The sequence below is a fragment of the Halomonas sabkhae genome (genome assembly GCF_030409265.1).
GTDB classification, from domain to species: domain Bacteria; phylum Pseudomonadota; class Gammaproteobacteria; order Pseudomonadales; family Halomonadaceae; genus Halomonas; species Halomonas halmophila.
In genome coordinates this window covers 89,391-115,885 of the sequence record NZ_JAUFPM010000023.1, presented here as the reverse complement: position 1 = coordinate 115,885, position 26,495 = coordinate 89,391, and the positions used below count along the sequence as shown (strand labels likewise).

Genomic DNA, 26,495 nt, shown 5'->3' with positions numbered 1-26,495 from the left:
TCATGCGCGTCGTTATCATCGGCAGCGAACTGGCGGCCGCGACTGCCGCGGCAGCACTCGCCTGGGTGGGGCATGAGGTCACCTGGCGCCCTCATGCCTCCCTGGACTGGGCCCGTCTTGCGACCAGCGCCTGGCTGACCAGTGAGCCACAACTCACGGCGCATCTCCAGGAGGGCCGCGACCAGGACAGGCTGACGATTCTTGATGCCGATCAGACGCCCGATCAGGCGGCCGCCTTCGATGTGGTCTGGCTGTCCCTGTCCCCGGAACAGCGGGACGAAGCGGGTGAACTGATCGCCGAGCACAGCCGCTGGCTGTCGGACACGGCCGTGCTGGTCAACAATTCGACCTTTCCGGTAGGCGAGACCGAGGCCCTGGAGTCACGACTGGGCGCGGGTCGCAGTGCCGTGACGCTTGTCGACCTGCTGGAGGAGGGGCGCGCCTGGGACACCTTCACGCGCCCCTCGCGCTGGCTGCTGGGTTGCGACGATGATCACGCCGAACAACGGGTGCGCGAACTGTTGCGTGCCTTCAACCGCCGGCGTGAGGTCTTTCAGCGCATGCCCCGGCGAGCCGCCGAACTCAGCAAGCTGGCCATCAACGGCATGCTGGCGACGCGCATCAGCTACATGAACGAGATCGCCGGGCTGGCCGATACCCTGGGCGTGGATGTCGAGTATGTACGCCAGGGCATGGGCGCCGATACCCGCATCGGCTACGAGTACCTGTATCCGGGGTGCGGCTTCGGTGGCCCCAGTTTTTCACGGGACCTGATGCGGCTGGCGGATGTGCAATCGGCCAGTGGACGGCACTCGGCCCTGCTCGACCAGGTCCTGGACATCAACGAGCACAAGAAGGAAACGTTGTTCCGCAAGCTCTGGGCGCATTATCACGGCTGCCTGGAAGGCCGTACGGTGGCGATCTGGGGGGCAGCCTTCAAGCCGGGTACGGCGCGCATCGATCATGCCCCGGTATTGACCCTGCTGCGGGCACTCTGGGCTCAGGGCGTACATGTCAGGCTTCATGACCCGGCAGCCGTATCGGCGCTGCAGGAGCGGCTGGGAGCCCATCCGTTATTGCACTGTTTCGACGCCGATCCGTTCGAAGCCACCGAGGGCGCCGATGCCCTGATGCTGGTCACCGAATGGAAGGCCTACTGGAACCCGGACTGGCAACGCCTGGCCTCACAGCTCGACGGCCGCCTGTTGCTGGACGGACGCAATATCTATGATCCCGACTATGTGGCGGCCATGGGGCTGCATTATCGCGGCATCGGCCGGCGTGCCGATCCCTGATCAGCCACCGACATCGGCGTGCTGGCGGGCCACGAAATCCCAGTTGATCACCTTCCAGACCGCTTTCAGATAGGCCCGGTGGTCAGGCGTCTGTGGAGAATGAGCCCCGGGCCCCGAGGCCTCGATCGCCAGCAGCGGGAAATGGCCACTGGCCAGGGGGCATGGGCTGTCGATCACGACCAGATTGCCGTTGGCGTCCTGAACCAGCCAGCTCCAGGCCGATGTCCGGTTGTCGCGTGCGGCGGCCGTCATGTTGCGTTCGAACTGATCGAATGAGCCGAAGGCTGCCTCGATGGCCCTGGCCATGGCGCCAGCGGGCTTGCCGCCACCGCGCGGGGCCAGACAATGCCAGTAGAAGGTCAGGCTCCATGCCTCGGCTGCCAGCGAGAAGGTCTCCCCGAACGCACTGTGAAGCAAGTCCTCAAGGGACGCATCCGCCAGGGGCGAGTCGGCCACCAGGCTGTTGAGACGCGCCAGGCACTGCCGGTGGCGGCCGTCATAGCGCTCACTGATCCAGTCGACCGACAGCTGGGGCTCCAGGGCATGTTTCTCGTAGGGCAGGGCAGGCGGCAGAAAGGCCATGGGAAAGCTCCCTTGATTCGCTGGGTGGCATGCACCGCTCGTGGGTTTCGTCGGGCGATATCAGTGGAAGTGGCAATGTATCGAGCTTGCCCGTTCGCTACGACGGTAAAAAACTTTACACTATTCAGCATGCTGTGACTGTTCGGCGGCGGCATCCTATCATTCCGGCCCGGGTGGGTAACGCCTGACGCCTGGTTGTCGGCCTCCGAAACCCGTTTCATCGCCCAAGGAGATCACCATGGCAGAGCGCCCGGAAGACAGCCGGTACCAGCGACCCATCGTACCGGACCCGGATGCCAGCCTGGCGGGCCACCGTCCCGCCAGTGCCCCCAGGGTGCGTCTCTGGCCGCTGTGGTGCCTGACCCTGTTGCTGTTGATCATGCTGACGGGGCTGGCTGCCGCCGGCTGGTGGTATCATCAGGATGTCCAGCAACGCCTGACACAACTGCAGGGCGAGCTTTCCAATGTGCATGCCCGCTTCGATGCCGAGCAGGGGCGGGGCGATGCCCTGGACTCCCTCCAGCAACGGGTCGCGGACGTCGAGGACGACCAGGCCGCGGTGGGCCAGCAGATCGAACAGCGCCTGTCCGAATGGGCAGAGCAACACCTCGTGCCGGTGGCAGAAGGCCTCGACGAGGCCAGCCGCAACCTGGCCAGCCTCGAGGAGGACGCCCGGGTGCGTGACGAGACGCTGTCGGCCGTTCGCAGTTCGCTGGATGCGCTGGAGCAAGCCGGTGAGGAAGGGCGCGCCGCCCTCGAGGAGCGTCTCGTGAGCCTCGAGAACGCCCTTGAAGCGAACGAGTCCCGGCTGTCGGAGTCGAATGAAGGTGTTCAATCCCGCCTTGCGTCACTCAGCGATGACCTGGAGACCATGCAGGGACGTCTGTCGGGCATGCAGGACGACATTGAAGCCCATGACGGTTCGCGAGAAGATACCCAGTCTCAGGTCGAAGACTTGTCTTCGCGCCTGAATGAAATGCAGACGGAGCTGCGAGACCTGCGTCAGGCTCAACTGGCGTTGAGCGCTCAGCTGGAATCCTTGCGCTAGTCGCGAGACGTCGGTCAGGAAATCTGCGTATTATGGATAATCGTCAGTTCATGCGCCTGGGAAGCGGCGCACTGTGTCTGGTCGCGGTCACGCCGAGCCTGGCACTCGATGCCTCGATCAGCGGTGTAGAGGAGGAGCTTGCCGGCAACATCGAAGTCTATCTCGATGGGCTCGATGCCTCCCAGTATCAGGCCGAACGCCTGGAAGACGAGGTGCGTCGCCTGGTCGGTGAGGCCCTGCGCCCCTTCGGCTACTACGCGCCCGACATGACCCTGAGCTTCGATGACCCGGCATCCCCGTCGCGGGTCAACCTGGATGTCGACAAGGGTGAGCCGGTGCGCATCGAACGCCTCGATTTCGTGCTGGAAGGCGCCGCCGCCGAGGACCCGCCGTTCACCGACGCCATCGAGGCCTATCCCCAGGAGAAAGGCGATATCCTGCGCCATGCCCCTTATGACAGCCTGCGCAGCAAGCTCTCGGGGCTGGCCATGCAGCGCGGCTACTTCGACTGGGGGTTCAGCCAGCGGCGCCTGGAAGTGCGTCCCTGGTCACATAGTGCCCACCTGTCGCTGAGCCTCGACAGCGGCCCTCGCTACCATTTCGGCGAGGTCAATTTCAGCGGTCAGCACATCGAGTCCGAGCGGCTGAGCAACCTGGTGCCCTTCGAACCGGGGAGCCCCTATCTCGCCGGCCAGGTGGCCCGCTTGAATCAGAACCTGGGCCAGACCCAGTGGTTCGGCTCCGTCAGTGTGCGGCCGCGCCTCGATGCCGGTCCCGAGAGTCTGGCCATCCAGGACGCCGGGCCCGGCTGGTGGTATGCGCTGGATGTCGAAGGCATCCCCGCGGCACCGGCACAACCCGCCGCTCTCGACGCCCGCGCGCTCGGCGCCGCCGGCGCGGTGAATGCGCCCGATGTGCCGCAGGTGCCGATCGACGTGCTGGTCACGCCGGCGGACCGCCACCAGTTCGAGACCGGCATCGGTTTCTCCACCGATGTGGGGCCACGGGCCCGACTCAGCTGGGATCAGCCCTGGGTCAACCGCTATGGCCACAGCTGGGATCATGATCTGTATCTTTCCGGTCCCGAGCAGAAGTTCACCGGCGTCTACAGCATGCCGCTCGAGGACCCCTTGAATGACAGCTACGAGCTGCAATACGGCCTGCGCAACGAGGACAAGGATGACACCAAGTCCACGGAAGCCAGTGTCGAATTCGGGCGTCGCTGGAAGTTCGAGAACGGCTGGGAACAGTACCTCTATGTCCGCTCGACCTTCGAAGACTTCACCCAGGCCGGGGTGTCCAACGAGGTCCTGCTGCTGTATCCCGGGGTCCGCTGGTCACGCACCCGCACCCGTAATCAGACCTTTCCCACCTGGGGCGACCGTCAGCAGCTGACGCTGCAGTACGCCAATCCCGCCTGGGGGTCGGATGCCGAATTCCTGAGGGTCAACGGCGATACCCAGTGGGTGCGCATGCTCGGCGACAGCAACCGCTTCGTGGGGCGGCTCGGCGTGGGCAGTATCACCACCGATGACTTCGACGATATCCCGCCGTCCTTGCGTTTTTTCGCCGGCGGTGACAACAGCGTGCGCGGCTATTCCTACGAGAGCCTGGCGCCCAGGGATGCAGAAGGGCGGCTGGAAGGCGGCGAGCAGCGTTTCGTGGCCAGCGTCGAGGCCCAGCGCAAGGTTGCCGACAAGTGGTGGCTGGCCACCTTCGTCGACACCGGGGACGCCTTTTCCGACTGGTGGCCTGGCCAGTTGAATACCGGTGCCGGCCTCGGCGTCAGGTGGATCTCGCCGGTCGGGCCGATCCGCTTCGATGTCGCCCATCCCTTCGATCACGACGACAGCTTTCGCATCCACTTTTCCATCGGACCGGAATTCTGAGAGGCCGCCACGTGAGACTACGTCGCTTGACCTGGGCGCTGACCCGCCTGTTGTTGCTGATCCCGCTGTGGTTGTGCGGACTGGTCTTTCTGGTGCTGGGCCTGGCCCTGTCGCCCTGGGGCACCGGACTGCTCCTCGATCAGGGCAAACGCATGGGGCTCTACGACTTCGCCAGCGCCGAGGGCGCGCCACTGGATACACTCATTGTCGAGGAACTGAGTCTCGAGGCCGGCCCGGCCCAGGTGGCCGTGCAGCGGCTGGAACTCGCCTGGGCCGAGGATTGCCTGCTGGACGGGCGCCTGTGTCTCGACCGACTGGATGTCGAGGGCGCACGCATTCGCCTCTCGGCCAGCGACGCGCCACCTCCCGAGCCGGAACCGGCCGGCGGCGAGGGCGGCATGCCAGGCCCCATCCAGCTGCCGTTGCCCATCGAGTTACGCGAACTGGCACTGGATGATGTGGAGGTTCGGCTGGCCGATGGCACCAGACTCTATTGGTCGTCCTTTGCCACCGGGGCGGTGGCAAAGGACGATACGCTCGAGCTCCTGCCCACCCGACTGGATGGACTGCGCCTGACCCTGCCGCTGTCGGCCGGCAATCAGCTCGCCCTCAGCGCAGGCGAACACGAAGGCCCCATCCTGGCCGCTGCCGCCATTGATGCCTCGATCGCCGCGAATTCACCGTTGCCCGCCGAGGCGGCCCCCGAGGCCGCGGGCATGGCCGGCCAGTCGCTGGAAGACAAGCCGCGTATCGAGCTGCCGGACATCACCCTGCCCATCAATGTGGAAGTCCCGGAGCTCAAGGTCACCGATACGGCCGTGGAAGGCGCCTTTGCCTATCACCTCGAGGAGTTGCTGCTGAGCGTCACGGCTCGGGGACAGGACATCACCATCGAGCCGCTGCAAGTGGCGAGTTCGGCCGCGGATGCCCGCCTCGAGGCCGAGGTCACCCTGAGCGGCGACTACCCGCTGAACGCTCGCCTCGAAAGCGATCTCTACCTGCCGCAACGCATGCCGGCGCTTGACGGCGAGCGTATCGAGCTCGCCGTGAGCGGTGACCTGGCGGATCTCCAGGTTGACCTGACCACGACCGGGCCCATCGAGACCCGCTTCAGCGCCACCCTCGATGCCCTCGACCCGACACTGCCGTTTCAGGCGTCACTGCAGAGCCCCGGCCTGCAATGGCCACTGCCTGGCATGCAAGCCGCCACCCCACCGGCCACCGCACAAGCGGATACCGACACCGGGAACGGTCAGGAAGAGGACGACACCGACGCCTCCAGCACGGACCCGGAAGCGTCGGAGACGACCGAACCCTGGCGGGTCGAATCGCTCAGTCTCGAAGCGGAAGGCAGCCTGACCGATTACCGCACCCGGCTTTCACTGGCGGCACAGGGCCCGCAGGTACCGCGTACCCGGGTGGAGCTGAGCGGGCGTGGCGATCTGGCGCATTTCATCTGGGAACCATTGGCCCTGCACATGAATGACGCCCGCGTGACCACCGAGGGGCGCATCGACTGGGCCGAGGGGCTGGCGGTGGAAGCCAGCCTCGCGCTCAACGACCTGAATCCCGAACCCTTCGTCGAGGGCTTGAGCGGTAACCTGGATGGCAGTGCCGATGTCGCCTTCACACAGGATGCGGATGGCTGGCGGGTAGAGGTACCCGGCCTGGCGATCAATGGCACCCTGGCCGATTATCCGCTCAGCCTCGAGGCCCAACTGGCCGGCGATAGCCGCATGAACTGGCAGATCCAGACCCTGGCTTTCCGCCAGGGCGATAATCGTCTCGACGCCAGCGGCGAGGTGTCCCCCGAGCAGCTCGATGTGGCAGCCGAGCTGGACATGCCGGCCCTCGACAGTCTCTACCCGGAGCTGAACGGTGCCCTGAGCGGCAGCATCGATGCCTCGGGCAGTCTGGAGGCACCCCAGCTGCAGCTCGATCTTGCCGGCGATGGCCTGGCCTTCGCCGACAACGCCCTGACACGACTCGAGCTGACCGGAGAGGTGGCCGGCCTCGAGGATCCACGCCTGGATGTGGCACTCAATGCCGAGGGTATCGACGCGGCGGGCCAGGTGTTCGACAGCGTCGACCTGAACCTCGACGGGCGGTTGTCGCAGCACCGCCTGACGCTGGATGTGAGTGGCCCGACCGAAGGCCTGCTGTCCTCACTGAATCTGGCGCTGGAAGGCGGGCTGGATCAACAGGCACAACGCTATCAGGGCCGCCTGACACCCCTCGAGGCCAGTACCGGGTATGGCGAGCTGGCCCTCGATGATGCCCTGGTGGTCGAGGCCGACCTGGCCAGCAGCGCGGTCACCGCGCAGCCATTCTGTCTGCGCCGTCGCGAGGGCGGTGCGGTCTGTCTCGAAGAGCCGCTTGCCGCCTCGGCCGACAGCGGCAATGCCGTGCTGACTATCAATGAGCTGCCCATGGACCTGATCAATGACGCCATGCCCGCCGGTTGGCAAATGGCGGGCGAGACCCAGGCCCGCATGACCGCCCAGTGGTCCCGAGGAGGTAGCGCCTGGCAGGCTGAAGCCAACCTGGAGAGCAGCCTGGATATTGCCGGACAGGATGCCTATGGCAAGGCCTGGACGGTGCCCGGCACCGGACTGACGCTGGACCTACAGGCCGATCAGGGGCGTGCCGATGTCGATCTGGGGCTCACGCTGGGCGAGAGTGGTGCGCTGCGCCTCGATCTGGGCATCGACGACCCCATGGGGGCCGGCAATCTCTCCGGCACCCTGGCGGTGGAGGAGCTCGCCTTGAGCCCGTACCGGCCGCTGGTGGCCGACGTCAAGACCCTCGAAGGGGCGCTCGGCGGACGCATCGAGATCAGTGGCGATCGTCAGCAACCCCGACTCGATGGCAACCTGGAACTGGGCGGACTCCAGGCAGTCGGCCTGGGGCTGCCGCTTTCCGTTACCGACGGGCGCCTGAACGTCGCTCTCAATGGCGATCGCGCCCTGCTCGACGGCTTCGTGGCCAGCGAACAGGGCAGGCTAGAGATAGAAGGTAATGCCAGCTGGCCGTCCGCCGATGCCTGGCAGGCAGCCATCGATCTCAACGGCGTCGAGCAGCCCTTGCAGGCCTCGCTGTCCGGTTTCGGCCGCCTGCGCCTGGCACCCGAGCTCAGTATCAGTGCCAATCCGGAAAGACTGCGCCTGCGCGGCGATGTCGGCATTCCCTGGGCCCGGCTCGAAGTCGGTGAAGTACCGGCCTCGGCACAGTCGGCCAGCCCCGACGAGGTCATCGTCAGCCGTGAAGAAGTCGAAGCCCGGGAAACCGCGCAGGCCACCGGTGAATCGACGGCCGAGGCCATGTCCGACGCCGGCATGGCCATGGACATGCGCATCACCCTGTCGCTGGGCCCGGACATGCGGCTCTCGGCCTATGGGCTGGAGACCGGTCTGGCCGGCAACCTCGAGGTTCGCCAGCAGGGCGGGCCGGTGCAGATCTTCGGTGACGTCAACCTCGTGGACGGTCGCTTCCGAGCCTTCGCCCAGGACCTGATCATCCGCGAGGGCATCCTGTATTTCAGCGGGCCTCCCGGCGAGCCTCTGCTCGACTTCGAGGCCATCCGCAATCCGGACAGTACCGAGGACGATGTGATTGCCGGCATTCAGGTTTCCGGACCGGCCTCCAGTCCACGCCTGCAGATCTTTTCCGAGCCGGCCATGGATGAGTCACGGGCGCTGTCCTATGTGCTGCGTGGCCGCGCACCGGATGCCAGCGGCGGCGCCGACGGCGCCTTGACCTCGGCACTGATCGGCGTGAGTCTGGGGCAGGCTGGCGGAACCGTGGGGGCCATCGGCGAGGCCTTCGGCATTCAGGACCTGCAGCTGGATTCGGCCGGCAGCGGCGAGGATAGCCAGGTGGTGGTCCGAGGCAACCTCACCGACCGCTTGAGCGTCGGTTACGGCGTCGGGGTCTTCTCGCCCATCGCCGAGCTGAGCCTGCGCTACAAGCTGTGGCGCAACCTCTATGTGGAAGCGGTCTCCGGTGCCTCCCAGGCGGTGGACCTGATCTATACCTTCAGCCTGCCGGGCGATCCGCCGGACCTGGAATAGGCTCGTCAGACACGCCATATTCGCGCAACAACGAGGAAAGCGTCATGAACGTACAGGCTGCAAGCGCGCCGCAGGGGCGCAGCACGCCACTGGAAATTTCCGGCCGGCATCGGGTGTCCGGACGCAGCATGCTGCCGCCCTGGCCGGAAGGCATGCATGAAGTCGTGCTCGGCCTGGGGTGTTTCTGGGGTGCCGAGCGGCTGTTCTGGGAACTTCCCGGCGTGCATGTCACGGCCGTGGGCTATGCCGGAGGCGTCACGCCCAATCCGAGCTATGACGAGACCTGCACCGGTCGCACCGGCCATGCCGAAGTGGTGCGGATCGTCTTCGACCCCGAGGTGATCTCGCTGGAGACGATACTGCGCTATTTCTGGGAGGCCCACGATCCGACCCAGGGCGATCGCCAGGGTAACGATATCGGCCCCCAGTATCGCTCGATCATCCTGACCCTCGATGAAGCTCAGCAGGAACGGGCCCGACACAGCCGCGAGGCCTACGCCGGGGCGCTGGCGGAGCAGGGCAGGGGCCCGATTACCACCGAGATTATGCCGTTGGAAGTTTTCTATTATGCCGAGGAATATCATCAGCAATACCTCGACAAGAATCCCGGCGGCTATTGCGGCCTGAAAGGCACCGGGGTGAGCTGCCCGATCAGCGCATGACGGTGGCCCAGTGATCGAGCTGCTGTGCGACGCGGCGCGCCAGCCAGCTGGCGAGTCGCCCGTCCCGCCACTCGACATAGCCCACATGACCGCCGTGACTGGCCCGTTCCAGGCGGACCCCGGTCCCCAGTGACAGGCGGTCGTAGAGACCGGGCGGCATGAAGGGATCATCCGCGGCGTGCAGGATCAGGGTCGGCAGCTCGATCCGGCCCAGCAGGGGGCCGGACGAAGCACGCCGATAATAGTCTTCGGCCCCCGTGAAGCCGTGCAGGGGGGCCGTCACCGCATCGTCATAGGCCCGCAGGGTCGCGAGATGGGGGAGATCGGCCGGCTGCAGATCCAGCGGCAATTCCCTGTCTGCCAGTCGCGGCGCCACCTTGCCTTTCAGGGCATCGAGCAGGTGGCGTTGGTAGATCCTCGCCATGCCCTGCTCCAGGGTGTCGGCACAGGCGGCCAGATCCACCGGCGGTGCCACCGCCATGGCGCCCCGCAGCTGAAGCCGGTCGTCGGCTTCCTCGGCGACCAGCTTGAGCAGCATATTGGCGCCGAGCGATACGCCCAGTGCCGCTATGGTGGCGTGCGGATAGCGATGGCGTAGTGTCTCGAGCAGATAGCGGGCATCCGCGGTGTCGCCACTGTGATAGGCACGCGGCAGTCGGTTCGGCCATTGCCCGCAGCCTCGGAAGTGCATCAGCAGCGCTCGCCAGCCCGATTGTTCGGCGCTGGCCATGACATGACGCGCATAGGGCGAGTCCACCGAACCTTCCAGACCGTGAAACATCACCAGCAGCGGGGCCCGCTCGGAGGTCGCGGACCGGCCGCACCAGGCGAGTTCGACGAAGTCGCCGTCGGGCAGTTCGAGAGTCTCCCGGGTCATGTCCGGCGCGGGCCGTGGCAGCACGCGCGGTAACAACGTCTGCAGATGCGCATTGGCCAGCCCGGGTGCCGGTCGAAAGTCGGCGGAGAAGTCGCCTGCCTGGATCACGTACCGACGTCCCGCTTCGACGTGACGCTGTCATCCAGCTCCTGCCACAGCGCATCGACGGCAGACTGGGCGACATGGCGACGATAGAGTCGGATGTCCAGTGGCAGGCACCAGGAGGTGTTGCCGGCCAGCACCAGCCTGCCCGAGGCCAGCGCTTGCGTGACGCTGCGTTCCGGCAACCACCCGATACCATAGCCCAGCCCGACCAGCTCGCGGATATTGCCGCTCTGGATGCTTTCGTTGAGCACATTGAAGGTGGGAGAAGCCCCTCGTGCGTCCAGATGGCGGCGAAGCGCCGCATTGACCATGGAGCGCGGATGATAGGCAATCAGCGGCAGGGGCTGATGGCTCGGCGGATCCAGCGCAAAACGCGGGACACCATCCTCGGTTGGCAGCGATACCGGTACCAGGCGTTCCGTCCCCAGTCGACGATAATCGAAGTCCGCAGTATCGAATTCCATCGGCACCTCATCCACCGGCCAGTAGCACATCACCAGGTCACACTCGTCGCGACCCAGCGCCTGGAAGTAATCCGGCGTCAACCAGCCGGTGGCGCGCAGGTAGGGCGAGATATCAGGGGGACGCGACCAGCCGGCCAGCCACTCCGGCAGAAAGTTGGCCAGCAGGCTCTGGGACGCGGCCAGCCGCATGCCAGCGGCCTGGTGCTCGGCCAGGCTGCCCAGGCGTTGACGCGTATCGGCGACGCGCCGCGTCACGTCCTGACACAGACCGAGGAACTCCTCGCCTTCGGGGGTCAGGGAAAGCGGCAGGGTCTGACGGTTGATCAGGGTCGCCCCCATGTCATCCTCGAGCAACTTGATGCGTCGCGAGAAGGTCGGTTGGGTGACATTCTGCTCTTCCGCCGCCCGCGAGAAGTGCCGCGTCCGGGCCAGGGCAATGAAATCTTCCAACCAGCGTATTTCCATGACAGCTCTCTTGCCGCGGTTCCCCGGATGGGATCAGCCACCAGGCAACCACTGCATCGATAGATGACGAAGCACACGCCGCAACGCAAGAGAGCCCGGATCATCGGGCTCCCTGCGGCACGCTTTGCTAATGAATGCATTATGCCAGCAAACCGGCACACTCAGCCAATGCGCCCTTCCTCGACCGCATGACAGGCCACCTGGCCCCCGTCATCCGTGGCGATCAGGGCGGGAATTTCATGGCGACAGCGTTCATCGGCATGCGGGCAGCGCCCGTGGAAGACACAGCCCGAAGGCAGGTTGACCGGCGTCGGCACCTCGCCTTCGAGGCGAATATGCTGCGGGCGGTCATCCTCGAGTCGCGGAATGGCCGACATCAGCGCCTGGGTATAGGGATGGCGAGGGCGGGAGAACAGGGTCGCGGTAGGCGCCACCTCGCAGACCCGGCCCAGATACATCACCGCAACCCGGGTGCCGAAATGCTCGACCACGGCCAGGTCGTGAGTGATGAACAGATAGGTCAGGTTGCTGCGCTGTTGCGCTTCCATCAGCAGGTTGAGCACCTGGGCCTGAATCGACACATCCAGCGCCGAGATCGGTTCGTCGGCGACGATGAATTCCGGATCCACGGCCAGTGCCCGGGCGATGGCAATGCGCTGGCGTTGACCACCGGAGAACTCGTGGCCGTAGCGCGGCCCCCAGTCCGCGCTGATGCCGACGGACGTCATCACCTCGCTGACCTTGTCCTTGACGGCCTGGTTGGACCAGTCCGGATGATGCAGCCGGATCGGCTCTTCCAGCGTCTGTTGAATGGTCATGCGAGGGTTCAGCGACGCATAGGGGTTCTGGAAGATCATCTGCATGCGGCGACGATAGGGCAGCAGCTGTTTGGTGCTCAGGTCGTCGATGCGTTCCCCGTCATAGTGAACCTCGCCCGCCGAGGGCGTGATCAGACCCATGACGGTACGCGCCACCGTGGACTTGCCGCAGCCGGACTCGCCGACGACGCACAGGGCTTCGCCACGTTGAATGTCCAGGTCCACGCCATTGATGGCGTGCACGTGTTCCTGGTGGCGCACCAGCTTGCCGCCCTTGAACTGGAGTTGTTCGAGAAAATCCCCGGAAAGCGAGAAACGCTTCTCGATCCCCTTGAGGCTCAACAGCGGCCGTGAAGATTCCGGGCTTGTCGCGGTCGAATTCATCAGTCTTGCTCCTCGGCCGGAATGCGTTCGCTTTCGATCATCTCCGCCACCATGTGGCAGGCGGCCTGACAGTTGCCGGAGGTCACGAATGCCGGCACTTCCTCGTGACAGGCAGAACGATGGCTGCCGTCGGCGCGTTCGACGAAGCCACAACGCGGATGGAAGGCACAGCCGCTCGGCAGGTTGGAAAGCGACGGCATGCTGCCGGGAATCTGGTTGAGCCGCTCGCCCGGGGTGGCCATCTGCGGCAGGGCATTGATCAGCCCCTGGGTGTAGGGGTGTTGCGGATCATTGATGATCTCCCGGGTCGGTCCCTGCTCGATGACGCGACCGGCATACATGACCAGCATGCGCTGGGTGACCTGGCTGACCACCCCCAGATCGTGGGTGATCAGTATCAGACCGACATTGTGGGTCTCGCAGAGCTCGAGCAGCAGCGCCATGATCTCGGCCTGAATGGTCACATCCAGTGCCGTGGTCGGTTCATCGGCGATGATGATGTCCGGGTCGAGCAGCAGGGCGATGGCAATGATCACCCGCTGTCGCATGCCACCGGACAGCTCGTGCGGATACTGGTCCAGTCGCGCCTCGGGCGAGGGGATCTGGACCTGCTGGAGTCGGTTGAGCGAAATGGTGCGCGCCTGACGGGTACTGATGCGGCGATGTGCCTTGAGGCACTCGACCATCTGTTCGCCGATGGTCAGTACCGGATTGAGGGTCATCATCGGGTCCTGGAAGATCATCGACATGCGATGACCGCGCACCTTGCGCAACTTGCGATCGCTGAGGCCGATCAGTTCCTGGCCATCGAACTCGATACTGCCGCCGGCGATATAGCCGGGTTTGGCGATCAGGTTGAGCAGCGTGAAGGCCGCCACCGACTTGCCGGCACCGGACTCGCCGACGATGCCCAGGCGCTCGCCGCGATCCAGACTGAAGCAGACATCGCGCAGGGCCCGCACATCGCCGCCACGCAGCGCGAAGCGCACATCGAGGTGGTTAACGTCGAGTAGAGACATGAGATTCAGCCCTTGTAGAGTCGCGGATTGAGCACGTCGCGCAGCCAGTCGCCCAGCAGGTTGATCACCAGCACCAGCATCACCAGCACCAGGCCGGGAATCAGGGTGATCCACCAGGAGCCGGACTGCAGGTAGTCGAAGCCGGACTTGATCAGGGAGCCGAGCGAGGGCTGCGTTTCGGGCATGCCGAGGCCGAGGAACGACAGGGCGGCTTCCGAGATGATGGCGTTGGCCACCTGCACCGTGGAGATGACGAAGATCGGCGACAGCGTATTGGGCAGAATGTGGCGGAACATGATGCGCCGACTCGGCAGCCCCATGACGCGTGCCGCATCGACATACTCCTTGCCTTTCTCGGCGAGTACCGAGGCCCGCACGGTGCGCGCATACTGCGGCCACTCGGCCAGGCCGATGATCAACACCAGCAGGGGAACGGCATAGTCGCTGAAGGTGGCTCCGCCGAAGATGGCCTTGAACAGGGCACCCACGATAATGGCGACCATCAGGGTCGAGAACGACAACTGGATATCGGCCAGTCGCATCAGGAAGGCATCGACGCGGCCCCCCAGATAGCCGGCCAGCAGGCCGAAGCAGACCCCCAGGGTCGCCTGCATGGCGACGGCGCCGAAGCCGATGATCAGCGAAACCCTCAGGCCATAAAGGATGGTCGACAGCAGGTCACGGCCCTGGGCGTCGGTGCCCATGAGATACATGGGGTCGCTGCCATCCACCCAGAAGGGCGGCAGCTCTGAGGCCAGGATATCGATCTGGGCCAGATCGTAGGGATTCATCGGCGCCAGCCAGGGCGCCAGCACGGCGGCGGCGACCAGAACGATGAACACCAGCAGGCTGACCTGGGCAATCAGGTCGCGCTTGAAACTGTAGAGCAGATAGGAGTCGCGGAAGCGTTCCCAACGGCTCGTGGGTCGGGTCGTCAGCGAGGTCATGCGGGTTTCCCTGTCAGCTTGACGGTGGGATTGATCAGGCCATAGATCAGATCGACCAGGGTGTTGGTGATCACGAAGATCAGCCCGACGATCATCAGATAGGTCACGATCAGTGGTATGTCGGAGCGCTCGATGGCATCCAGGAACATCAGCCCCATGCCGGGCCACTGGAAGACCGTCTCGGTCAGGATGGTGTAGGCCACCAGGGTGCCGATCTGCACACCGCCCACGGTGATCACCGGCAGCATGGTGTTCTTGAGCGCATGCAGGAAGTAGATGCGCCGCGGCGAGATGCCCTTGGCGCGGGCGAACTTGATGTAATCCGACTGCAGCACCTCGAGCATCTCGGCACGAATCAGGCGGATGAACAGCGGCAGCATGATCGAGGCCAGCGAAATGGCCGGCAACAGGATATAGGTCAGGCCTTCCAGGGTGGCGAAGTTGGTCTCCCAGGTGCCGAAGACTGGCACCGGATCGCCTCGGCCATAGGCCGGCATGCCACCCTCGGTAGTGACCAGGTCGTTCAGCCAGCTGCCCCAGCCGGTATCGACGGGGAAGGGCGTCCAGCTGACGCCGATGGCGAAGATCTGAATCAGCACGATGGCGGTGAGAAAGACGGGAATCGAGATGCCGATGATCGACACACCCATGAAGAAGCGTGACAACCAGGCCCGTGGCTTGATGGCACTGTAGACCCCGATGGGCACCGACAGCGCAATGATCAGGAAGGTCGTGGCGGCCACCAGCTCCAGCGTCGCCGGCAGGTGTCGCATGATGACCTGGGTGGTCGGCTCGTTGAAGATATACGAGTAACCGAAGTCGAACTGGGCGGCATTGGCGGCGAAGCGCAGGTATTGCACAACGAAGGGATCATTGAGCCCCAGTTCTTCCCGCAGGGCCTCGCGTTCGCTTTCCGGTACCGATTGGCCGACCATCTGCTGAATGGGGTCGCCCAGATTGTCCTGGATGGCGAAGGCGATCACGCTGATGACGAACATCACCAGCAGCGCATGAAAGAGGCGCTTGATCAGAAAAGCGATCATGTGTGGCGTTCCATAGTTTCCGGGCCTGCTGCCGAGCCTCGGCAAGAGGCCCGGGGGTCAGGATCCCTGGCACGCGGGGACACGCCCCTCGAGCGAAGGGAGTGTCACGCAGTGGGGTTCGAATGGCCGGCCCGGCAGGCCTGCGCGGACCGGCTGAGTGGTGTTACTCGTCTGTGTCGACGACGAGGTCCCCGAGATAGGGGAAGTTCATGACGTTGACCACCGGCTCGATGTCGAGGCTCTTGTCGCCTGCCCAGGCCAGGTCCTGCCAGTGCAGGGGAATGAAGGCCGCTTCGTCGTAGAGCGTCTTCTCCATCTGCTGCAGCATTTCCGCGCGCTTGGCCTGGTCGAGCTCGAGATTGGCCTCGGCCACCAGCTCGTCGACCTCGGGGTTGCAGTAGATGCCGGCGTTGTACTGACCGGCACCGCTCTCGGCATCCGGGCAGGCCGTGAGGTACTCGTGGAAGTTGGCCGAGTCCTCGGTATCCGCATGCCAGCCGATCATCATCATGTCGGAGACGCGGTCATCGTACTCGCCCCAGTACTGGGCCTTGGGCAGCGTCTTGAGGTCCACCTCGACATTGATGCGCGCCAGCATGGCCGCCACCGCCTGGGCGATCTTGGCATCGTTCACGTAACGATTGTTGGGCGCCATCATGGAAATCGAGAAGCCGTCCTCGTAACCGGCTTCGGCCATCAGCTGCTTGGCCTTTTCCACGTCGTAGCGCGGTTCGAGATCGCTGTTGTAGCCGGCATAGCCCTCGGGCGACATCTGCGCCGCCGGGGTGGCGAAGCCCTTCATCAGACGATCGGCGATGCCTTCTTGATTGATGGCATAGGCAAATGCCTTGCGAACCCGGGGATCCTGGAAGGCCTCGACGCGTTCCTGGTTCATGTGGAACAGGATGATGCGCGTGCCGGACATGGTGACCAGCTTGGCGTTGTCGTCCTGGCGGACACGCTCCAGATCGTTGGGCGGCACCGGCGCGATGAAGTCGACATCGCCGGAAAGCAGGGCGGCGACACGGGTGGCATTCTCGCCGATCGGCTTCAACACGATCTTGTCGACGTTGCCCGGTGATTCCTCGTCCCAGTAGTCATCATGGCGCTCGAAGACCACGCGCACGCCTTGCTGGCGTTCGGTGACCTCGAAGGGTCCGGTGCCGGACATGTTGCGCGAGGCAAAGGAGTTGCCGTTCTTGACGATCTGGTCCTTGGCATCGCCGTCGCTGTCTTCCCCGGAGTAGAACTCGCTGTCCATGGGGAAGATGTAGGTCGCCAGGTTGAGCAGCAGCGGATAGGGCTTCTTGGTCTTGATCTCGAGCGTGTGTTCATCGATGGCCGTGGCAGTCTCGATGGGCTCGAAGATGGCCTTGAAGTCCGGGCTGCGCTTGAGGCGCTCGATGGTCCAGACGACATCCTCGGCGGTGAAGGTGTTGCCGCTGTGGAATTCCACGCCTTCACGCAGCTGCATGCGCAGGGTGGTGTCATTCACCTGTTCCCAGGACGATGCCAGGCGTGGCTCGATATCCAGGTCCTTGGTCCAGCGCACCAGCGGGTCGAAGGTCATGTGTGACAGTTGCAGGATGCCTCCCGACAACTGTTCGTGGATATCCAGTGACACCGGATCGGCATCGTAGGCCATGCGCAGGGTATTTTCCGCCAGAGCGGCCGGGGCAATAGCAGCGGAGGTCATGGCGGTGCCGATGACGCTAGCCAGCAGAGTCTTCTTGATTGTCATGTCTCGTTCCATGCCGGATGGATTGTTATCGGTCTCGCGGCTCGGGTCCGGTGAACCTCGAGCATTTCGACCATTATGGTCCAGTCATCAACATAGAGAGGTCGGCGGGAAAAGGACAATCGAAATTATGAGACGCCGCCATGCGTCCGACGAATAGCCGTGCCGGACGCAGGGGCAGTGGGGCAGGGATTCAATCCTCACTGGCCGGCGTGGCGCGGTCGATGCGATACAGGGTGGAAACCTGGTCGAGTCCCGTCACGCTGCACTCCAGGTCGGTGGCGAGGCCATCACTTAGACCGTAGACCCAGCCGTGCACGGCCAACGGCTGGCCCCGCTGCCAGGCGCGTTGCAGGATCTTGGTGCGACACAGGTTGTTGACCTGGGCCTGAACGTTCAACTCGCACATGCGATCTACCTGCTGGTCCAGCGGCAGATGCTCTAGGTCGGGACGATTCAGGCTGTAGAGTTCACGCACCGAGTGCAGCCAGTAATCGACGATGCCGCACTCGCCGCCGGTGACGGCCGCCTTGACCCCGCCACAGCCGTAATGACCGACGACCATGATGTGCTTGACCTTGAGCACGTCGACGGCGAACTGCACCACCGAAAGCGCGTTCATGTCATTGTGATGAAGCAGGTTAGCAACGTTGCGGTGAACGAAGACCTCGCCTGGCGGCAGGTCGATGATCTGGTTGGCCGGGACTCGCGAGTCGGAGCAGCCGATCCACAGATAATCCGGATTCTGCTGCTCGGAAAGGCGCGCGAAGAAGTCGGGATCCTCGCGGTTCACGCTTTCCGCCCATTGGCGATTGCGCTCGAGGAGCTGCTTCATTTCATTTTTCATGTGGGGAGAGTCTCTTGTGATCAGGCTGACTGACGCGGAATATTTTTTATTACCGGCATAGTGCCGGTCAATGGCCGAGCCCCTCCCGGGGCCTGTCGGGCGCTGGTATCATCGTGGCATCTTCACTCTCGCATCCTTCAGGAGAAACCTGTGTCCGAGTTCGATTATGATCTCTTCGTCATCGGGGCGGGATCCGGTGGCGTGCGCGCCGCCCGCACGGCCGCTGCCCAGGGCGCCCGCGTGGCCGTGGCCGAGGACCGCTATCTGGGCGGCACCTGTGTCAATGTCGGTTGCGTGCCCAAGAAGCTGTATTCGCATGCCGCGCATTTCCACGAGGCCTTCGAGGATGCCGGCGGCTTCGGCTGGCAGCTCGGCGAAGCGCCACGCTTTGACTGGGCCACCCTGCGCGACAATAAGATCGGCGAGATCAAGCGCCTGAACGGCATCTATGGCCGACTGCTCGACAATGCCGACGTTCGCCTGATCAATGGCCGCGCCAGCGTCGTCGACGCTCATCATGTCGAGGTCGGCGGCGACACCATCAGTGCCGACAAGATCCTGGTGGCGGTCGGTGGCTGGCCCTGGGTGCCCGACTTTCCGGGCAAGGAGTTGACCGTCAACTCCAACCAGGTCTTCGATCTGGACGAATTCCCGCGACGCTTCCTGGTCCTCGGCGGCGGCTATATTGCCGTCGAGTTCGCCAGCATCTTCAATGGCCTGGGCAGCGAGTCCCACCTGGTCTACCGCGGCGATCTCTTCCTGCGCGGTTTCGACAACGAGGTGCGCGAATACACGCGCAACGAAATGGCCAAGAAGGGCGTCAACCTGCACTTCGACACCAATATCGAAGCCATCGAGAAAGTAGCGAGCGGCCTCAGGGTCACGCTGACCGACGGCCGCGTGCTGGAGGTCGACGCCGTGCTGGCCGCGACCGGCCGGCGGCCGCATCTGGCCGGGCTGGGTCTCGACCGGCTCGACGTGGCCACCCACGACGATGGCACACTCAAGGTCAACGAGCGCTTCGAGACCTCCGTGCCTTCGATCCTGGCACTGGGCGATGTCACCGGCGGCCCCGAGCTGACCCCGGTGGCGCTGGAAGAGGCCATGAAGCTCGTCGAGCACCACTTCGGTGAAGCCACTCCCGAGCCGCTGGACTATGCGCGCATCGCCACGGCGGTATTCTGTCATCCCAATATCGGCACCGTCGGCCTGTCCGAGGAAGCGGCCCGCGAGACGTATGCAGCGATCCGGGTCTACAGCGCCGATTTCCGTCCCATGAAGCATACGCTCTCGGGCAGCAGCGAGCGCTGCCTGATGAAACTAATCGTCGATGACGCCACCGATGTCGTGGTCGGTGCGCACATGGTCGGCGAGGAGGCCGGGGAGGTCATCCAGGGCATTGCCATCGCCGTGCGTGCCGGGCTGACCAAGGCACAGTTCGACCAGACAGTGGGCATCCATCCCACCGGGGCCGAGGAATTCGTCACCATGCGCACTCCCAGCCGCCACTGAAGATCGGCAGCCCCGACGTCACCTTCACGTCATCTCGGCAAGCCACCCTCAGGGGTGGCTTTTCACGTTTACGGCCAGGCATTCAAGCCCCCTGACGAACGCGGGCGCTCGAGTCGCTGCCCAGGTCCCGAGGCCGATCCGGGAAAGGGCTGCATGCAGGTCATAATTCTGCATTATGGATATTTGGAAGCTGGATAAACCAGCTTTTGAAATAAGATGAAGCGGTTGTTATGATGGCTAACGAATTCGCTACAGCGAACCCTGAACATGAACGCACCTACAGAGCCGTTTACCCCCTCATCCGACCTGGCAAGGCCCAGCGTCTCGGATGCCGTGGTCGGCCATGAAGCCTCGTCACTCTTCATCCGCAAACCCAACCCGGATGATGGCTGGGGCATCTACGAGCTGGTCAAGTCCTGCCCGCCACTGGACGTCAATTCCGCCTATGCCTATCTGCTGCTGGCCACACAGTTCCGTGACAGCTGCGCCGTGGCCATGAATGAAGAGGGCACCATCGTCGGTTTCGTCTCCGGCTATGTGAAAAGCAATGCGCCGGATACCTATTTTCTCTGGCAGGTTGCCGTCGGCGAGAAGGCGCGGGGCACCGGCATGGCCCGCCGCCTGGCCGAAGCCATCCTGACACGCCCGGAGATGCGCGACGTCCACCATCTCGAGACCACCATCACGCCCGACAACCAGGCCTCCTGGGCGCTGTTCCGTCGACTGGCCGAACGCTGGCAGGCGCCCTTGAACAGTCGCGAATACTTCTCTACCGATCAACTCGGCGGTGAGCATGACCCGGAAAACCTCGTTCGCATCGGCCCGTTCCAGACCGATCGGATCTGATCCGCAACGCCGCCTTGCCGGCCCGCTGCCGGCCGGCAACCCCGCTTCCCGATTCATTCAATTCATTGCAGAGGAGTTTCCCATGCAGACCCAGACCCTCGAGCGCATGGAGTCCGAGGTACGCACTTATTCCCGCTCTTTTCCGGTCGTCTTCACCCAGGCCCGGAATGCTCGCCTGACCGATGAAGAGGGGCGCGAATACATCGATTTTCTGGCCGGTGCCGGCACCCTCAACTATGGCCACAACAACCCGCATCTCAAGCAGGCGCTGCTGGACTACCTGGATAGCGACGGCATCGTGCATGGCTTGGATTTCTGGACCGCCGCCAAGCGGGATTACCTGGAAACGCTCGAGGAAGTGATCCTCAAGCCGCGCGGCCTGGAGTACAAGGTTCACCTGCCGGGGCCGACCGGCACCAACGCCGTGGAAGCCGCCATTCGTCTGGCCCGAGTGGCCAAGGGCCGTCACAACATCGTGACCTTCACCAATGGCTTCCACGGCGTGACCATGGGAGCACTGGCCACCACCGGCAATCGCAAGTTTCGCGAGGCCACGGGGGGCATTCCGACCCAGGGCGCTGCCTTCATGCCGTTCGACGGCTACATGGGCAACAGCATCGACACCCTGGATTACTTCGAGAAGCTGCTGGGCGACCAGTCCGGCGGCCTGGACGTGCCCGCCGCGGTCATCGTCGAGACGGTGCAGGGCGAGGGCGGCATCAATGTGTCGGGGCTCGAATGGCTCAAGCGCCTCGAGAGCATCTGTCACGCCCACGATATCCTGTTGATCGTCGATGACATCCAGGCGGGTTGCGGGCGTACCGGCAAGTTCTTCAGTTTCGAGCATGCCGGTGTCACCCCGGACATCGTGACCAATTCCAAGTCTCTGTCCGGCTATGGCCTGCCATTCGCCCATGTTCTCATGCGGCCGGAACTCGACAAGTGGAAGCCCGGTCAGTACAACGGCACCTTCCGCGGCTTCAACCTCGCATTCGTGACCGCCACGGCGGCCATGCGCCAGTACTGGAGCGATGACAGCTTCGAGCTTGACGTGCAGCGCAAGGGTCGTATCGTCGAGGAACGCTTTGCCAGGATCGCCGGCTGGCTGGCCGACAATGGCATCGAGGCCTCCGAGCGTGGCCGCGGCCTGATGCGCGGCATCGATGTCGGGGCCGGTGATATTGCCGACAGGATCACCCATCAGGCCTTCGAGAATGGTCTGATCATCGAAACCAGTGGCCAGGACGGGGAAGTCGTCAAGTGCCTGTGTCCGCTGACGATCCCGGATGAAGACCTGATCGAGGGGCTGGATATTCTCGAGTCCAGCACCCATCAGGCGTTCAGTTGATCGCCATGAAGCTGCCTTGATGGCATGCTACCCGAAGCCGGCCGTAGCTTGCGGCCGGCTCGTCCACGAATCACCGGAGAGCCGACATGATCGTTCGTAACCTAGAGCAGGCCCGCCAGACCGAGCGCCTCGTCACCGCCGAAAACGGCAACTGGGACAGTACCCGTTTATCGCTGGCAGAAGACGGCGGCAACTGTTCCTTCCACATCACCCGTATTTTCGAGGGTACCGAGACCCATATCCACTACAAGCATCACTTCGAAGCCGTCTACTGCATCGAAGGCGAGGGCGAAGTGGAAACCCTGGCCGATGGCAAGATCTGGCCCATCAAGCCGGGTGACATCTACATCCTCGATCAGCACGACGAGCACCTGCTGCGAGCCACCAGGACCATGCACCTGGCCTGTGTCTTTACGCCGGGCCTGACCGGCAATGAGATGCATCGCGAGGACGGTTCCTACGCACCTGCGGAATAATCCGCCAGTGGGGAAGCCGATCCCGCCGACGCCACCGTGTTGCGCTATCCGAGCCCCTGGCCATAAGGCCCGGGGCTCCGTTGCTTCGGAGGATCCTCATGGCCCACAGCAAGCGCCTGGGCTTGACCCGGGCGGATGCCCGGCGTGTCTTGAGTCACCTGCATGGTCAACAGCAATGTCTCGATCGAGTGATCGAGCGCCTGGGTACCATTCAGTTCGACCCCCTGGCACCCGTGGGCACCAATCCGGACCTGGTATTGCAGTCAAGAGTGCCCGGATATCGGCAGGGCGACTGGCAGTCGGCAGCCTATGAGCGTCGTCTGCTGGTGGATGGCTGGGACAAGCAGGCCAGCCTGATCGGTGCACAGGACTGGTGGGCCCAGGCGCCATTTCATGAATGGTTCGCCGCGCGCTGGCGGCGGCGCGGCATCGATGTCGAGTCGCGCGAGGCCGGCGAACTGGTCGAACAGGTAGTACGCCAGGGGCCATCCACCAGTCTCGAGCTGGGGGATCAGCGTTCGGACCCGGCATTGCGTGGCCACTGGTACGGGCCCAGGCGCTCGCGACACCTGCTCAAGGCACTGTGGGACACCGGCCGCCTCATGACCCATCATCGGGTCAAGGGGCGCCATGCCCACGACCTGCCACAACGCGTCCTGCCGCAGCCATCCAGCCATCAGCCCGGCGATACCGATGACGCCCTGGAACGCCTGATTACCCGCCGCGTTCAGGCAGTCGGACTGCTGCGGCCGGCCGCCGATGCAGCCGTATGGTTGCTGCCATGCGCGCGCAGCGAACGCGACCGAATCGCCCGCCGGGCCATCGACAAGGGCCGGCTGATCGAGGTCGATATCGAGGGGGAAGCCTTCTGGGCCAGCCCGGGGCTGATCGCGGAGCTCGATGACGCCGGCACGGCGCCGGATCCGCCGCTGCGCTTTGTCGCGCCGCTCGATCCCTTGATGTGGGACCGCAAGGCAGTGTCCCGGTTGTTCGGTTTCGATTATGTCTGGGAGGTCTACAAGCCGGCAGCACAACGCCGCTGGGGCTATTACGTGCTGCCGGTGCTGTGGGGCGAGCGCTTCGTGGCTCGCTTCGATGCCGACTGCCGGGGCGGCGTGTTCCAGCTTCACGCCTGGCACTGGGAGCCGGACATTCGACCAGCGAGTTTGCCGTACGGCCTGGCCGAAGCCCTGGAAGCGACGGCACGACACTTCCTGGCGTATCTCGGGGCGCAGCGCGTGATCCTGCCGCGAGGCCTCGGGCAGGCTGCCAGACGCGCCTGGCAGCGGGCCGCGCGATATTAATCGACGCTCTGATAAGTCCATGGACAGGCTACGCACAACGAGAAACGAGCAGAGTATAGCCAGCAGCTCCTGACTTCATGCACGGCCAATCAGCCTGGCGGGTTCGACATTTGCATTTCTTTGCATTCCTTTATTTAACATAATATACATTCTACGAAATTCTACTCAGCGCGGCTGTCCCGTCGATTCAGTGTCTCCGCCATCGCACGTCATGAGCGATACTGTAGTATCGACGTCAGCTTCACGGCACATGCTGGACACTCCGGCGTGGACACCACTTGATCGCCTCCTTATCATCCATGCAGCTTGAGCATTTTGTACTCCCTCAGTGCTAAGGACACCCTCACCATGCCGAAACGCCCGTCCCTGATGTTAACGCTACTCGGCGCTGCGGCATTGCTTGGTGGCTGCGCCTGGCTGCCATCCCAGCAGGAGCCTGCGCCACCGCCCGTCACCTCGGCCGAATTCCAGGTCGGCCTGCAGCAACTCGAAAGACGGGTCATGGCGCAGTGCGACGATCACTCCGAGCGCCTCGCCCAGCAGCGCCAGGGGCAACGCACGCTGACGGCGGATGTGCGTGAGGTCGGCCGGCTGGTGCGCGACTTGAGCACCGACATCGAGCAGCTCGAGCGTGACAGCCGCCAGCAGAACACCACACGCGTCGTCACCGAGTGCCGCGCGACGGATGACCGCCTGGCCAACAAGGAACTGCTGGGCCGCACCGAATGGGTCGGCTTGCCCGATATCGGCACCTCCCTGAAAGCACGGGTCGATTCGGGGGCCGATACGTCCTCGCTGAGCGCCCGCGACATCACGCCTTTCGAACGCGATGGCGAAGACTGGGTACGCTTCAAGCTGGGAGTCACGAAGGACGATGCGGTCGCCGAGGTCGCGCGCGACAGCTGGCAGGAGGCACCCATCGAACGACGCGTGCGCGTCATCCAGGCGGCCGGCGAAGAGTCGCGACCGGTCATCGAGCTGCTGATGACGCTCGGGCCCATCCGCGAGCCCGTGCAGTTCACCCTGACCGATCGCCGCGATCTGGCACATCCGGTGCTGCTGGGACGACGCTTCCTGATGGACATCGCCATCATCGATGTCGCCAGGGAATTCGTGCATGACCAGCCCGAGATGCCCGGCACCGAAGCTGACTCCGCGGACGGCGAAGAAGACGCGACCAGCGACGAGTCGTCCTGATCCCACAAGGCTCGCCTCTCCATGATTCTCCCAGGAAGTTGACATGTCCCGACTGCCCTTCTACTTGATCGTCGTGCTGTTGCTGGTAACCGGCATCGGCATGAGCCTGCACCGTCATGTCCAGTTCGAGGTTCCCTGGACACCCGGCGAACAGCGGCAGGTCTGGGAAATCGAGGCACAGGTCAATTTCGTTGCCGACGGCGGTCCGGCCAAGGTGGAAATGGCCCTGCCTTCCACTCAACAGGGTTTTCGCCTGCAGGATGAGCACACCGCCTCGCCGGGCTATGGTCTTTCCTTCATCGAGGAAAACGGCACTCGACGAGCACTGTGGTCGACACGCGAGGCCACGGGCAGCCAGCAGCTGTACTACAGCGCCCGCATGCAGGTCACGCCTCGGGCCCAGGCTTCCCGGGTGCCACCGCCCTCGCCGGCCGACGACACCGTCTGGGAACGCCCCTATGACACCGCGGCCAGTCAGGTCATAGAACGCGCTTGGTCACGCAGTGCCGACGCCTTCACTTTCGCCCGGGAACTGATACGTGACTTCAGCGATGAGCGTCAGGGAGAAAACGCGCGCCTGTTGTTGACCCAGTTCGACCGCGTGCCCCTGATGGTTCGCCTGCTTAACCAGGCCGGTGTCGCGGCACGCGCCGTCAGCGGCCTGGAGCTCGATCACGGGCGCCGTCGGCAGACCCTGACGTCGTGGATTCAGGTATACGACGGCGACGAGCAGGCCATCTTCAATCCCCACAGCGGTCAACAGGGCCGACCGGACAATCTGTTGCTCTGGGAAAGTGCCGGACAATCGGTGCTCGAGGTTCAGGGCGGCACCAACTCCGGCGTCACCTTCTCGATGCTGTCGCGCACCCAGCCTGCCGAAGCCCTGGTGCGTGAGCGGATCACCGAAACCTCGGACACCCTGCTCAACTTCTCCATTCACAGCCTGCCGCTGGAAGAACAGGCGCTCTTCCAGACCATTCTGCTGATTCCCATTGGCGCCCTGGTGGTGGTCTTGCTGCGCGTCCTGGTCGGCATCAAGACCTCCGGCACCTTCATGCCGGTGCTGATTGCCCTGGCCTTCATCCAGACCACCCTGGCGACCGGCCTGATCGGCTTTTTGCTGGTCGTTGCCGTCGGACTGGTGATCCGCAACTATCTGTCGTACCTCAACCTGCTGCTGGTGGCCCGGGTCACGGCGGTGATCATAACGGTGATCGCGATCATCTCGCTGTTCTCGGTGCTTTCCTACCGGATGGGCCTCAATGCCGGCCTGACCATCACCTTCTTCCCGATGATCATCCTGTCCTGGACCATCGAGCGCATGTCGATCCTGTGGGAGGAAGAAGGCCCCAAGGAAGTCCTGATCCAGGGTGGCGGCAGCCTGGTGACCGCCGTGCTCGCCTATCTGGCGATGAACAATCCGTGGATTCGCCATATCACCTTCAACTTCCTGGGGGTACAGCTGATCCTGATGGCCCTGATCCTCATGCTCGGCAATTACACGGGCTATCGTCTGCTCGAATTGCGTCGCTTCAAGCCGGTCACGGAGGATTGACGCG

21 protein-coding genes are annotated in these 26,495 nt (G+C 64.0%); 12 read left to right on the top strand and 9 right to left on the bottom strand.

Features of this window, described 5'->3' with window-relative positions:
* Nucleotides 1–2 precede the first annotated feature (2 nt).
* Nucleotides 3–1,295 (top strand): nucleotide sugar dehydrogenase, encoded by a 1,293-nt coding sequence (locus QWY79_RS14340; protein WP_290274207.1) that lies wholly within the window; start codon nucleotides 3–5, stop codon nucleotides 1,293–1,295.
* On the opposite strand, the gene QWY79_RS14335 is transcribed toward QWY79_RS14340, so the two are convergent.
* A complete protein-coding gene (locus tag QWY79_RS14335; RefSeq protein ID WP_290274204.1) occupies nucleotides 1,296–1,877 on the bottom strand; it encodes a Fe-Mn family superoxide dismutase in 582 nt (193 codons plus the stop codon).
* A 238-nt stretch (nucleotides 1,878–2,115) separates the two neighbouring features.
* Between QWY79_RS14335 and QWY79_RS14330 the strand changes: the two genes are divergently transcribed.
* From QWY79_RS14330 to msrA, 4 genes are read left to right on the top strand one after another with little or no spacing between them, the layout of a single operon-like run.
* Entirely contained in the window at nucleotides 2,116–2,925 is an 810-nt protein-coding gene (locus QWY79_RS14330; protein ID WP_290274201.1) for a hypothetical protein, read from the top strand.
* Nucleotides 2,926–2,957: 32 nt separating this feature from the next.
* Entirely contained in the window at nucleotides 2,958–4,814 is a 1,857-nt protein-coding gene (gene tamA / locus QWY79_RS14325; protein WP_290274198.1) for an autotransporter assembly complex protein TamA, read from the top strand.
* 11 nt (nucleotides 4,815–4,825) lie between these two features.
* Nucleotides 4,826–8,884 (top strand): autotransporter assembly complex protein TamB, encoded by a 4,059-nt coding sequence (gene tamB / locus QWY79_RS14320; protein ID WP_290274196.1) that lies wholly within the window; start codon nucleotides 4,826–4,828, stop codon nucleotides 8,882–8,884.
* 44 nt (nucleotides 8,885–8,928) lie between these two features.
* Nucleotides 8,929–9,546 (top strand): peptide-methionine (S)-S-oxide reductase MsrA, encoded by a 618-nt coding sequence (gene msrA, locus QWY79_RS14315; protein ID WP_290274193.1) that lies wholly within the window; start codon nucleotides 8,929–8,931, stop codon nucleotides 9,544–9,546.
* On the opposite strand, the gene QWY79_RS14310 is transcribed toward msrA, so the two are convergent.
* The 8 genes from QWY79_RS14310 to can form a co-directional block, all read right to left on the bottom strand.
* On the bottom strand, nucleotides 9,536–10,531 hold the full coding sequence (locus QWY79_RS14310; RefSeq protein ID WP_290274190.1) for a hydrolase: 996 nt from the start codon (nucleotides 10,529–10,531) through the stop codon (nucleotides 9,536–9,538). The two genes, msrA and QWY79_RS14310, sit on opposite strands and share 11 nt — an antisense overlap.
* Nucleotides 10,528–11,457 (bottom strand): LysR family transcriptional regulator, encoded by a 930-nt coding sequence (locus tag QWY79_RS14305; protein ID WP_290274187.1) that lies wholly within the window; start codon nucleotides 11,455–11,457, stop codon nucleotides 10,528–10,530. The genes QWY79_RS14310 and QWY79_RS14305 overlap by 4 nt, the downstream gene beginning before the upstream one ends.
* A gap of 161 nt (nucleotides 11,458–11,618) precedes the next feature.
* Complete coding sequence (locus QWY79_RS14300; protein WP_290274185.1) at nucleotides 11,619–12,659, bottom strand: ABC transporter ATP-binding protein; 1,041 nt, start codon at nucleotides 12,657–12,659, stop codon at nucleotides 11,619–11,621.
* Entirely contained in the window at nucleotides 12,659–13,678 is a 1,020-nt protein-coding gene (locus QWY79_RS14295) for an ABC transporter ATP-binding protein (RefSeq protein WP_290274183.1), read from the bottom strand. The genes QWY79_RS14300 and QWY79_RS14295 overlap by 1 nt, the downstream gene beginning before the upstream one ends.
* A 5-nt stretch (nucleotides 13,679–13,683) precedes the next feature.
* Nucleotides 13,684–14,625, bottom strand: a complete 942-nt coding sequence (locus QWY79_RS14290; protein WP_290274181.1) for an ABC transporter permease — start codon at nucleotides 14,623–14,625, stop codon at nucleotides 13,684–13,686.
* Complete coding sequence (locus tag QWY79_RS14285; RefSeq protein ID WP_290274179.1) at nucleotides 14,622–15,668, bottom strand: ABC transporter permease; 1,047 nt, start codon at nucleotides 15,666–15,668, stop codon at nucleotides 14,622–14,624. Before QWY79_RS14285 ends, QWY79_RS14290 begins: the two co-directional genes overlap by 4 nt.
* A gap of 163 nt (nucleotides 15,669–15,831) precedes the next feature.
* On the bottom strand, nucleotides 15,832–17,409 hold the full coding sequence (locus tag QWY79_RS14280) for an ABC transporter substrate-binding protein (protein WP_290274177.1): 1,578 nt from the start codon (nucleotides 17,407–17,409) through the stop codon (nucleotides 15,832–15,834).
* Between the two features lie 190 nt (nucleotides 17,410–17,599).
* Entirely contained in the window at nucleotides 17,600–18,253 is a 654-nt protein-coding gene (gene can, locus QWY79_RS14275) for a carbonate dehydratase (RefSeq protein WP_290274175.1), read from the bottom strand.
* Between the two features lie 150 nt (nucleotides 18,254–18,403).
* Between can and gorA the strand changes: the two genes are divergently transcribed.
* From gorA to QWY79_RS14240, 7 genes are all read left to right on the top strand, one after another.
* Nucleotides 18,404–19,765 carry a glutathione-disulfide reductase gene (gene gorA / locus QWY79_RS14270; RefSeq protein WP_290274173.1) on the top strand — a complete coding sequence of 454 codons (1,362 nt, stop codon included), beginning with the start codon at nucleotides 18,404–18,406 and terminating at the stop codon, nucleotides 19,763–19,765.
* Between the two features lie 267 nt (nucleotides 19,766–20,032).
* Nucleotides 20,033–20,611 carry a diaminobutyrate acetyltransferase gene (ectA, locus tag QWY79_RS14265; protein ID WP_290274171.1) on the top strand — a complete coding sequence of 193 codons (579 nt, stop codon included), beginning with the start codon at nucleotides 20,033–20,035 and terminating at the stop codon, nucleotides 20,609–20,611.
* 82 nt (nucleotides 20,612–20,693) lie between these two features.
* Nucleotides 20,694–21,959, top strand: a complete 1,266-nt coding sequence (gene ectB, locus QWY79_RS14260; RefSeq protein ID WP_290274169.1) for a diaminobutyrate--2-oxoglutarate transaminase — start codon at nucleotides 20,694–20,696, stop codon at nucleotides 21,957–21,959.
* A gap of 86 nt (nucleotides 21,960–22,045) precedes the next feature.
* Entirely contained in the window at nucleotides 22,046–22,435 is a 390-nt protein-coding gene (locus QWY79_RS14255; RefSeq protein ID WP_290274165.1) for an ectoine synthase, read from the top strand.
* Between the two features lie 98 nt (nucleotides 22,436–22,533).
* Nucleotides 22,534–23,739 carry a DNA glycosylase AlkZ-like family protein gene (locus QWY79_RS14250; RefSeq protein ID WP_290274163.1) on the top strand — a complete coding sequence of 402 codons (1,206 nt, stop codon included), beginning with the start codon at nucleotides 22,534–22,536 and terminating at the stop codon, nucleotides 23,737–23,739.
* A gap of 348 nt (nucleotides 23,740–24,087) precedes the next feature.
* On the top strand, nucleotides 24,088–24,936 hold the full coding sequence (locus tag QWY79_RS14245; RefSeq protein WP_290274159.1) for an ATP-dependent zinc protease family protein: 849 nt from the start codon (nucleotides 24,088–24,090) through the stop codon (nucleotides 24,934–24,936).
* 43 nt (nucleotides 24,937–24,979) lie between these two features.
* Nucleotides 24,980–26,491, top strand: a complete 1,512-nt coding sequence (locus QWY79_RS14240) for an inactive transglutaminase family protein (RefSeq protein WP_290274156.1) — start codon at nucleotides 24,980–24,982, stop codon at nucleotides 26,489–26,491.
* The last annotated feature ends 4 nt before the right edge of the window (nucleotides 26,492–26,495 follow it).

Bases quoted from the DNA above. Each gene is read 5' to 3' on its own strand.
- QWY79_RS14340 (WP_290274207.1), top strand. From the start codon at position 3: ATGCGCGTCGTTATCATCGGCAGCGAACTGGCGGCCGCGACTGCCGCG.
- QWY79_RS14335 (WP_290274204.1), bottom strand. From the start codon at position 1,877: ATGGCCTTTCTGCCGCCTGCCCTGCCCTACGAGAAACATGCCCTGGAG.
- QWY79_RS14330 (WP_290274201.1), top strand. From the start codon at position 2,116: ATGGCAGAGCGCCCGGAAGACAGCCGGTACCAGCGACCCATCGTACCG.
- tamA (WP_290274198.1), top strand. From the start codon at position 2,958: ATGGATAATCGTCAGTTCATGCGCCTGGGAAGCGGCGCACTGTGTCTG.
- msrA (WP_290274193.1), top strand. From the start codon at position 8,929: ATGAACGTACAGGCTGCAAGCGCGCCGCAGGGGCGCAGCACGCCACTG.
- QWY79_RS14305 (WP_290274187.1), bottom strand. From the start codon at position 11,457: ATGGAAATACGCTGGTTGGAAGATTTCATTGCCCTGGCCCGGACGCGG.
- QWY79_RS14300 (WP_290274185.1), bottom strand. From the start codon at position 12,659: ATGAATTCGACCGCGACAAGCCCGGAATCTTCACGGCCGCTGTTGAGC.
- QWY79_RS14295 (WP_290274183.1), bottom strand. From the start codon at position 13,678: ATGTCTCTACTCGACGTTAACCACCTCGATGTGCGCTTCGCGCTGCGT.
- QWY79_RS14290 (WP_290274181.1), bottom strand. From the start codon at position 14,625: ATGACCTCGCTGACGACCCGACCCACGAGCCGTTGGGAACGCTTCCGC.
- QWY79_RS14285 (WP_290274179.1), bottom strand. From the start codon at position 15,668: ATGATCGCTTTTCTGATCAAGCGCCTCTTTCATGCGCTGCTGGTGATG.
- QWY79_RS14280 (WP_290274177.1), bottom strand. From the start codon at position 17,409: ATGACAATCAAGAAGACTCTGCTGGCTAGCGTCATCGGCACCGCCATG.
- can (WP_290274175.1), bottom strand. From the start codon at position 18,253: ATGAAAAATGAAATGAAGCAGCTCCTCGAGCGCAATCGCCAATGGGCG.
- ectA (WP_290274171.1), top strand. From the start codon at position 20,033: ATGAACGCACCTACAGAGCCGTTTACCCCCTCATCCGACCTGGCAAGG.
- ectB (WP_290274169.1), top strand. From the start codon at position 20,694: ATGCAGACCCAGACCCTCGAGCGCATGGAGTCCGAGGTACGCACTTAT.
- QWY79_RS14255 (WP_290274165.1), top strand. From the start codon at position 22,046: ATGATCGTTCGTAACCTAGAGCAGGCCCGCCAGACCGAGCGCCTCGTC.
- QWY79_RS14250 (WP_290274163.1), top strand. From the start codon at position 22,534: ATGGCCCACAGCAAGCGCCTGGGCTTGACCCGGGCGGATGCCCGGCGT.
- QWY79_RS14245 (WP_290274159.1), top strand. From the start codon at position 24,088: ATGCCGAAACGCCCGTCCCTGATGTTAACGCTACTCGGCGCTGCGGCA.
- QWY79_RS14240 (WP_290274156.1), top strand. From the start codon at position 24,980: ATGTCCCGACTGCCCTTCTACTTGATCGTCGTGCTGTTGCTGGTAACC.